The 7,422-nt window shown below is 41.4% G+C and carries 10 protein-coding genes; 2 read left to right on the plus strand and 8 right to left on the minus strand.

Going from position 1 to position 7,422, the window contains the following annotated elements:
* Positions 1–105: 105 nt before the first annotated feature.
* Entirely contained in the window at positions 106–402 is a 297-nt protein-coding gene (locus A7D14_RS10200; RefSeq protein WP_067033867.1) for an isoamylase early set domain-containing protein, read from the plus strand.
* A gap of 51 nt (positions 403–453) precedes the next feature.
* On the opposite strand, the gene A7D14_RS10205 is transcribed toward A7D14_RS10200, so the two are convergent.
* The 7 genes from A7D14_RS10205 to A7D14_RS10235 form a co-directional block, all read right to left on the minus strand.
* A complete protein-coding gene (locus A7D14_RS10205) occupies positions 454–1,419 on the minus strand; it encodes an L-histidine N(alpha)-methyltransferase (protein WP_067033870.1) in 966 nt (321 codons plus the stop codon).
* A gap of 16 nt (positions 1,420–1,435) precedes the next feature.
* Entirely contained in the window at positions 1,436–2,596 is a 1,161-nt protein-coding gene (egtB, locus tag A7D14_RS10210) for an ergothioneine biosynthesis protein EgtB (protein WP_067033875.1), read from the minus strand.
* Between the two features lie 93 nt (positions 2,597–2,689).
* Positions 2,690–3,550 carry a DUF5694 domain-containing protein gene (locus A7D14_RS10215; protein WP_067033878.1) on the minus strand — a complete coding sequence of 287 codons (861 nt, stop codon included), beginning with the start codon at positions 3,548–3,550 and terminating at the stop codon, positions 2,690–2,692.
* A gap of 48 nt (positions 3,551–3,598) precedes the next feature.
* Positions 3,599–4,090 (minus strand): DinB family protein, encoded by a 492-nt coding sequence (locus tag A7D14_RS10220; protein WP_176712402.1) that lies wholly within the window; start codon positions 4,088–4,090, stop codon positions 3,599–3,601.
* Between the two features lie 89 nt (positions 4,091–4,179).
* Complete coding sequence (locus A7D14_RS10225; RefSeq protein WP_067033884.1) at positions 4,180–4,452, minus strand: DUF4242 domain-containing protein; 273 nt, start codon at positions 4,450–4,452, stop codon at positions 4,180–4,182.
* Positions 4,453–4,692: 240 nt separating this feature from the next.
* On the minus strand, positions 4,693–6,225 hold the full coding sequence (locus A7D14_RS10230; protein ID WP_141673338.1) for a prolyl oligopeptidase family serine peptidase: 1,533 nt from the start codon (positions 6,223–6,225) through the stop codon (positions 4,693–4,695).
* Positions 6,226–6,427: 202 nt separating this feature from the next.
* Positions 6,428–6,856 carry a Dabb family protein gene (locus A7D14_RS10235; protein WP_141673340.1) on the minus strand — a complete coding sequence of 143 codons (429 nt, stop codon included), beginning with the start codon at positions 6,854–6,856 and terminating at the stop codon, positions 6,428–6,430.
* A 109-nt stretch (positions 6,857–6,965) separates the two neighbouring features.
* On the opposite strand from A7D14_RS10235, the gene A7D14_RS10240 reads away from it, so the two are divergent.
* Positions 6,966–7,169: a hypothetical protein gene (locus A7D14_RS10240; RefSeq protein WP_067033893.1), complete on the plus strand. Its 204-nt coding sequence runs from the start codon at positions 6,966–6,968 to the stop codon at positions 7,167–7,169.
* A gap of 18 nt (positions 7,170–7,187) precedes the next feature.
* On the opposite strand, the gene A7D14_RS20045 is transcribed toward A7D14_RS10240, so the two are convergent.
* Positions 7,188–7,422: hypothetical protein (locus A7D14_RS20045; RefSeq protein ID WP_176712403.1), on the minus strand; the 235-nt coding region annotated here is incomplete at its 5' end.

The following is a 7,422-nucleotide window of genomic DNA, read 5'->3' on the forward strand; positions in this document are numbered from 1 at the left end:
TCCTATTGTTAGGAGCATTTTATCAATTTGATAAATCGAACTTAACTTATTGTAAATAAGCCGTTTTATCTATTGTTTTGTTCTTGATTTTTAATTTATAGTACCATGGCAATTAAAAAACAATACCTGAAAAGCAAGCCTGTTTGCAAGGTGACTTTCACCGTACCCGCAGAAGAGGCAGAAAAAGTGGCTGTAGTGGGCGATTTCAACAATTGGAACCCCAAAGGCAGCACTTTGAAGAAGTTAAAAAATGGGACCTTTAAGGGAACTTTTGAGCTTCCCAAAGAGAACACCTACGAATTTAGGTACATTATCGACGGTGCCTTCACCAACGATGAAGAAGCAGATCGTTTTCAATGGAACGATTATGCAGGAACAGAAAACGCTGTTCTGGAAGTATAACAAATACAATCGTCATTGGAGTCCCCCAAATTCAATGGCGGTTTTTTTGGTTCATTTGGTGAACACGTAGTCCTTGTAGTTTTCCTCCTCGTCGGAAAAGGAGGTGGCAATCTGTAGCCCGGCCTCTCCCGCCAACCATGCCACGACCTCGTCATCATATTTTTGTGAAATTTCGGTGTGGATGGTCTCCCAGCGTTTAAAAGGGACTTCCAAATCCAAACTTTCTATCCATACCATTTGTTTTTCTTTGGAAACCAAATAGCTTTTGGCCGTTCCGGTTTGGGGATCGTACACTTCCCAATGCAAAAATTGGTCAAGGTCAAAATTACCACCCATTTCTTTGTTGATTCGGGCTAAAATGTTCTTGTTGAAAGCTTCCGTAATACCCGTCTTGTCGTTATAGGCATCCAAAATGGTCTGCGGATTTTTCTTTTGGTCGAAGCCCATAAAAATAAGGTCATCGGTGTTGATGGCGTCCCGCATATTTTTGAGAAATTCCACCGCTTGGGGATGCAGGAGGTTGCCAATATTGGAACCCAGAAACAAAATTACCTTTCTCCGTCCGTTGCTGTTGCCAATATCGCGAAGCGTATCAAAATAAGTGCCCTGCAAGGGATTGATGACCACTTCCGGGATTTCCCTGTGCAAAGTGGCTTCCAATTGGTCCAGGGCGTTTTGGCTGATATCAATGGGCCTGTAATCAAATGGGATATTACGTTCCACCAAATGCCGGAGTAAGATTTTGGTCTTTTTACCGTCACCTGCACCAAGCTCAAACAGACTGAAAGATTCACCATCACCGGAAAATAGGTCAACAATTTCTGCCTTGTTCGCTTCCAGAATATTGAACTCGCAATCCGTGAGGTAATATTCCGGCATGGCCATGATGTCCTGAAAAAGCTTGTCGCCTACCTCATCATAAAAATATTTGGAGGACAGGTACTTGGGATGGGCCGTGAGACCTTCAAAGACCTCTTGCTCAAAAGTGGAACTAAATGTGGTGGTTTTTGGTCGCATAACAGCTTTGTCGGGATTATTGCGCTAACCTTAATCCAGTAAACTGCCAGCGTAGCTGCGGATGGAAAAAATTGCGGTAGGTGGGCCGTGTGTGCTTTATTGGCGTGGCCACGGAGCAGCCACGGAGCACTTTTTGACTGACCATGAATTTACCGTTGTACTCGCCGAGCGCCCCATCTGGCTTTTTGTAGTTGGGGTAGGGCAGATAGGCACTTTCGGTCCATTCCCAGCGCTTGCCCCAAGGAAAAAACTGCTGTGCGGCCTCCCATTCAAACTCTGTGGGCAACCGTAAGCCCTTCCATTGGGCATAGGCAAAGGCCTCATAATAGGAAATGTGGGTCACCGGGGTCTCCATATCCACTTTTTGGAGCCCTTTTGCGGTATAATGCCACCATGCATTATCAATTTTGTGCCAGTATAGGGGTGCGGTGATGTGGTTCTGGTTCACCCAATCCCAACCTTCGGCATGCCAAATATCAAAGCGTTGGTACCCTCCTTCGTTAATGAACGCAATGAATTCAGCGTTGGTGACCAATTTGTTGGAAATTTTATAGGGGTGCAGATAGACTTTGTGCCTTCCGAGTTCATTATCGTAACAAAAATCCTGCGAATTGTGCCCAATTTCATACACACCTTCATCCATGGCAACCCAGTCCTGTTCGTGGGTTTCCTTCGGATGGTCCTCAAATGTATCTGAATAGGCCGGCAAGAGCGGGTTGTTGCCCAAAATATACTTGATGTCCGTCAACAACAGTTCCTGATGCTGCTTTTCGTGATGGATTCCGATTTCCAAAACACCCTGTAGTTCTTCGTCCTGTGATTCAGAAAAGAATTCCTTGATGGCGGCAGTGACATAGTTTCGGTATTCGTACACTTTTTTTACCGAAGGCCGGGATAGATTTCCCCGATCCGAACGAACCACCCGTTTCCCCACGGTCTCATAATAGCTGTTAAAGACAAAGGAGAAATCAGCATTGAACTCCTTATAACCCTTGGCATGGGGTTTTAGGATGAATTCCTCAAAAAACCAGGTGGTATGTCCCAAATGCCATTTGGGCGGACTTACATCCACAATGGGCTGCACCACATAGTCCTCAATCTCCAAAGGTTGGCAAATGGTTTCGGAATGTTGTCGGGTTTCCAAAAAGAAATCCAAAAGGGAATCGGTAAGGATCATAGCAACTGTTTCTCCCCCTAAAGATACGGAAATAACGGATTTCTAATTTATCCCATTCCCTACCATTCTTTGACTCAAATGAAAAACGGGGTGTTACCGGGCCATCACTTCTTGGAGCTCCACCGAACTCCATTCGGGGTTTTTGTCGATAAAATCCTTGATCAATGCAATGTGACTGGAGCCCAGCAGCAACATTATCCTCTTGTCTTCAGGTTGGGTGGCTTTTTGGGCCAGGGACCACATGTAGAGGTTACGACGGTACCATTCCGAGGCAAGGTATGCCCCAACAAAATTATCCCGCCCCCCCACTAGGAGCGGTACTTGGGTCTGAAATTCATTGCTGAACCTTCTAAGTTCTTCGGAATTGAGGTAATAGGTGATGTCCAACAAAGAGGCACCTGACTCAATTTTTTCATCAAACTCTTGGGTAAAACGTTCTATGCCATCCGTAAACTGTTTTTGAAGTGCGGTTTGCTTTTGTGAGGCAGCCACCGTCATCAAACTGTCAAAAGGGAAAGCGGTGTCGCGGTAATCCACAGCCTGAACGGATTTTAATCCCGTTTTTTTGGCCACCCGAAACGCAAGTTGGAAGATTTCATTTTTCAGGTAAAAGTCGGAAAGGCTGTCGTTGGTGAAATAGTTGTCATCCAAATACAATTGGTAGAGGGAGTCCAACTCCTGTTGTTTGTCATAGGGCCACTCCACCAACACTTGATCAGGATTGTAGGCCTTTATTTTTTCTGAAATCTCCTCCAATTCCCTCTGGGCACTGCTGCTGAGGACATCAAAGCTTTTGGTCTGGGCCACATCCGCCCCGGGATTGTGGTAATGAAAGGTGCCGATGAGCAACGCTTCCTTGGTATTTTCGGGTTGTAGGGGTTCAGGTTGTGAAGTTGGTGAGGTACAGCTTGCCAACGCAAGCACTGCTACAACGGCATATGGCGTTTTTAACATGGTATGGTATTTATGGTCTTTTACAAAGACAAGGCAAGGGAAGGTTTGTTACAAATATCTTTCCTTGATTATGTTGAGGTGGTGTAGTTCATGACCAATAATGGATTTGAGAAAATCCTCCAAGCTAACTTCATGCTGCCGTGCCCAACCTTTTATTATAAATTGGTCTTCGGATAGGGTATCGATAAAGCTTTGGGAGGCCTCCCTTACATTGCAATAATCTGTGAGCAATTGTGGAAGGGTGAGTTCATCAAAACGACTGTTGTTGACAAGGGAATTTTGGTCGTATCCCCAAAGTTGGACTTCTTCCTTTCGGCTCAACTGAAAGGCCCTGAACATTTTTATGCGTTCATGGTCGGTAATATGCCCTACAATTTGTTTAATGCTCCATTTGCCCGATGCATATCTATAGGCGGCCTTTTCTTCGCTTAAGGATTCCAACAAAGCATTGGTCTTCAATGATGCAAAAAGTGCAGAGAGTTCCTGCTCTTGGGCCAATTCAAAATAATAGGGAAAACCGTCTTGGGGCGTATATCTCATATTTCTCGGGGTGATTTTGGCCATAAATCAATCTGGCCATGTACCAATATTTGGTCGTGGCTTTAGGTATGAACTATCGTAGCATTGGCCTATTCAGCGGTAGTGGGGTCTATAATGGTGGCCACCTCACTGACCAAATTGGCAGGGAAACCTCCCTGTTTGGCATGTTCCAACACCATTTCCTTATTAGGGGAAATGTACACGCAATAGATCTTGTCTCCGGTAACATAGCTTTGTACCCATTGAATCTCTGGGCCCATGTTGCGAAGAACACCACAGGAAGTCTGTGATACTCCTTTGAGCTGCTCACCGGTTAAATTACCGGCACCGGGTATTTCCCGCTCAATGACATATTTTGGCATGACGTTAAAATTTAGTTTCCTACTCGTTTGGCTTTTGGGTTACGCCCCGTTTTGTGTGGTTTCTGGACTCCACTTAAAGATATTTAAATAAAATGGGGTTTTGGAAGGGACTAGGCTTTTTATTTTGCTGTTGTAGATGCAAATATTAGAAATTGAAAAGCTCCTTAAGTTCAAAGTTCAAAGTTCAAAGTTCAAGTTCAAGTGCAATGGAGTAAAGTGTGTGCGTTTTGGCGGTTGGCTTTATTCTTTCAATTGTTTTAGTCTATTGATCGCATTTTGGTTTTCAGGATTCAATTCCAATGACTTTTTAAAGTTGGTAATTGCATTTTCAAAATCCTTTTTGTTCAAATAAGCTTCAGCTAAACTGTCATATAAATTAGCCGATTTTGGATAGATATGTACAGCCAATAAAAATACATTTATGCCTTGTTCACTTCTTTCAGGGTCAAAAGACAACCTTAACCCCAGGGTATTTAACATACCTTCTTCCAGTTTTAGATTTGGATGTATTGCCATTGTTTTTTTGTAGAGCTGGATTAAATCTCGATAATCTTGATGCAATGCCAAATCATTAAAATCCTTATAATCAAATTCTGCCTCAAGTGATTTCTTCATTTTTTTTGAAATCATGATTTCCGGGAAACCGTTTTGCCCAGGACTGTTCGTAATGAATTCCTTCGCATCTTCTTCGTTTTTCAAAGTAGCGTTTAAGAAATTTAAGGCATGTTTGGATAGTTGTTTGTAAGAAGCCATTATTTTATCGTCACTCTTATCCTGTCGCTTATCCCTGTTACTGAACAAAACACCGTAAGAACTGAAATAGGAATGGGTTAGGTCATGGAATTTGTAGCTGTAAACAGTACTATAATTTAAAGAATCGTAGAGTTGAAACTTATGATTTAATTCTGCTGGGATTTTATCTTCTTTTAAAACAGCTTCTGGTATATCCTTTTGTGCAAAATGGACGTAGGGAACATTCAATTTGTCCAGATCAAAATAGGCAGATTTTTCCAGCACCTCATACCTATATCTTTCAGTTCCATCCAAACTTACCAAAGATTTAATACTCTGGTTTTTCATTGCGGTAATCACATTTGATAACCCTCCAAAACTAAAACCCATTAATGCAACTTTATCCGAATCGATAGTCTTGTATTTATGAATTTCTTTTAAAAGAAATTCCACATCCCTGGATTGTGTGTCCATATCCTTTGTGGTTCCACCTTCCAACCATCTTGTATCTGTACCTCTAGAAGGACTGGACATCACCACAAAACCATTGCTTGCCAAATATTCGAATAATGCAAAATTTTCAATTGATGAGGCTTGATAACTTGGGGCATAAACTACAACAGGGAATTTTCCTTCTAAAAAAGTAGCATTGGAAAAAGCAGTAGCTTTTTCAGAAAGATGTGCTTTGTTTTCAGGGGTATTCCATAAGTGAGGAAACCAATCCAATAAAAACTCATTTGGTAAGTTTTTCCATTCTTCCTCTTCTTTTAAAACTTCCAAATATTCTAAAACGGTTAATTCCGTACTCCCACTATCTTTTACAGCAGCGGGATACCAAATACTAATAGGAATTGGTCTGTTGATGAATTGGTTATTAAACTCATTATGGATGCGGTAGGTTCTTGTACTATCGATTGTTGTATAATGTTTGAATCCTACATTGTATTTGCCATTTCTAAGGCCGATTTTATTTAGTGAGGTTTGCGCAAAAATGAAATTAACCCCAAAAATTACAAAGACCGCTAAAGCTGTTGATCGCATTGTAAAAAAGTTAGTGTTCATTTAGAAAGATGCGTCTAGGACTAATTTGTTACGGTTTTGTGGGTTGCCTTAGAAGTTCTTCAAGAGCAAGTTCAAGAACAAGTTCAAAGTTCAAGTGCAATGGCAATAGCGTAAAGCGTGTAGGTTTTTGCTGAAACCACATGCCTGTTGGCAGGCTGGAGTTCAGCTTAAGGCCTAAATTTTAGTTGGCCCAGTAATCCACTACAACTACATCTGCAATATGCGGGACGGCAATTTCTCCAAAGGCCTTATGGTCTGGGTGGATGAGGTAGGCATCCCTGTCCGCCTCACTGGTAAAGGTCAAAAAATAGCAATGGGTAAGCCCCTTGTTCAAATTTTCTGGGCTGTTGTTCAAGCCCCATTCGTAGCCTTTTATTTCTGCTATTTTGGAAGGTAGTTCGTTGAAGGCTTGCTTAACCCCTTCTATGTCTTCTTCAGAGGAGGTCTCCTTAAATTTGAACAATACCACATGGCGTAATTGAGGAGTGATCACCTCTTTTGTGACCTCTTCGGTTTTTTCCACAGTTTCTTCTTTTTTGGATTCTTGGGTTTTGTTGCCACAACCAAACAGAATGAGTACAGCAAAAACAGAGATAGTCATGGTTTTCATAATGGTGTGGTTTTAAAATTGGTTAATGGCGGAATAAGGTAAGATAAAAATGCATAGTGTCATAATCTGTTATGACCCTTCATCCAAAAGTCTAATTTACCTTTGGTGTATGTCTCAGAAAAAAGATGAGTTGAAGGAATTTATGAAAGACAGCTATGGCTCCCCAGCAGAATTGGCCAAAATTTTGGACTTGGGGGTGGTAATGCTGTTCTATTTGGAAGAAAACACCTTTTCCCGAAGGGAAGTGCAAAGTGTGGTGGAAGTATTAAAGGGGATTGGGGAGTGGTTGCGGGAAACAAGCAATGAATTATAGCATTGTTGGATGTAGTTTTTATTCTTTCGGAAGTACTGTTATATTAATCATTATTATTGCCTCATTTTTATATTCTGATTTTGGTGTAAAAGCTTGAACATATAATGTAGTATTTGCTCCAACAAGATTATTATTAATTTCTATATTAAATCGATTTGATTTTTGAGTTACACTAAATTTATTGAGAGTGAATATTTTGTACTCAATATCTCTATTTTTTGGGTCATTTGCTTCAATAAGTATCTCATATTGG

The sequence above is a fragment of the Allomuricauda sp. CP2A genome (genome assembly GCF_001683915.1).
Lineage (GTDB): Bacteria > Bacteroidota > Bacteroidia > Flavobacteriales > Flavobacteriaceae > Flagellimonas.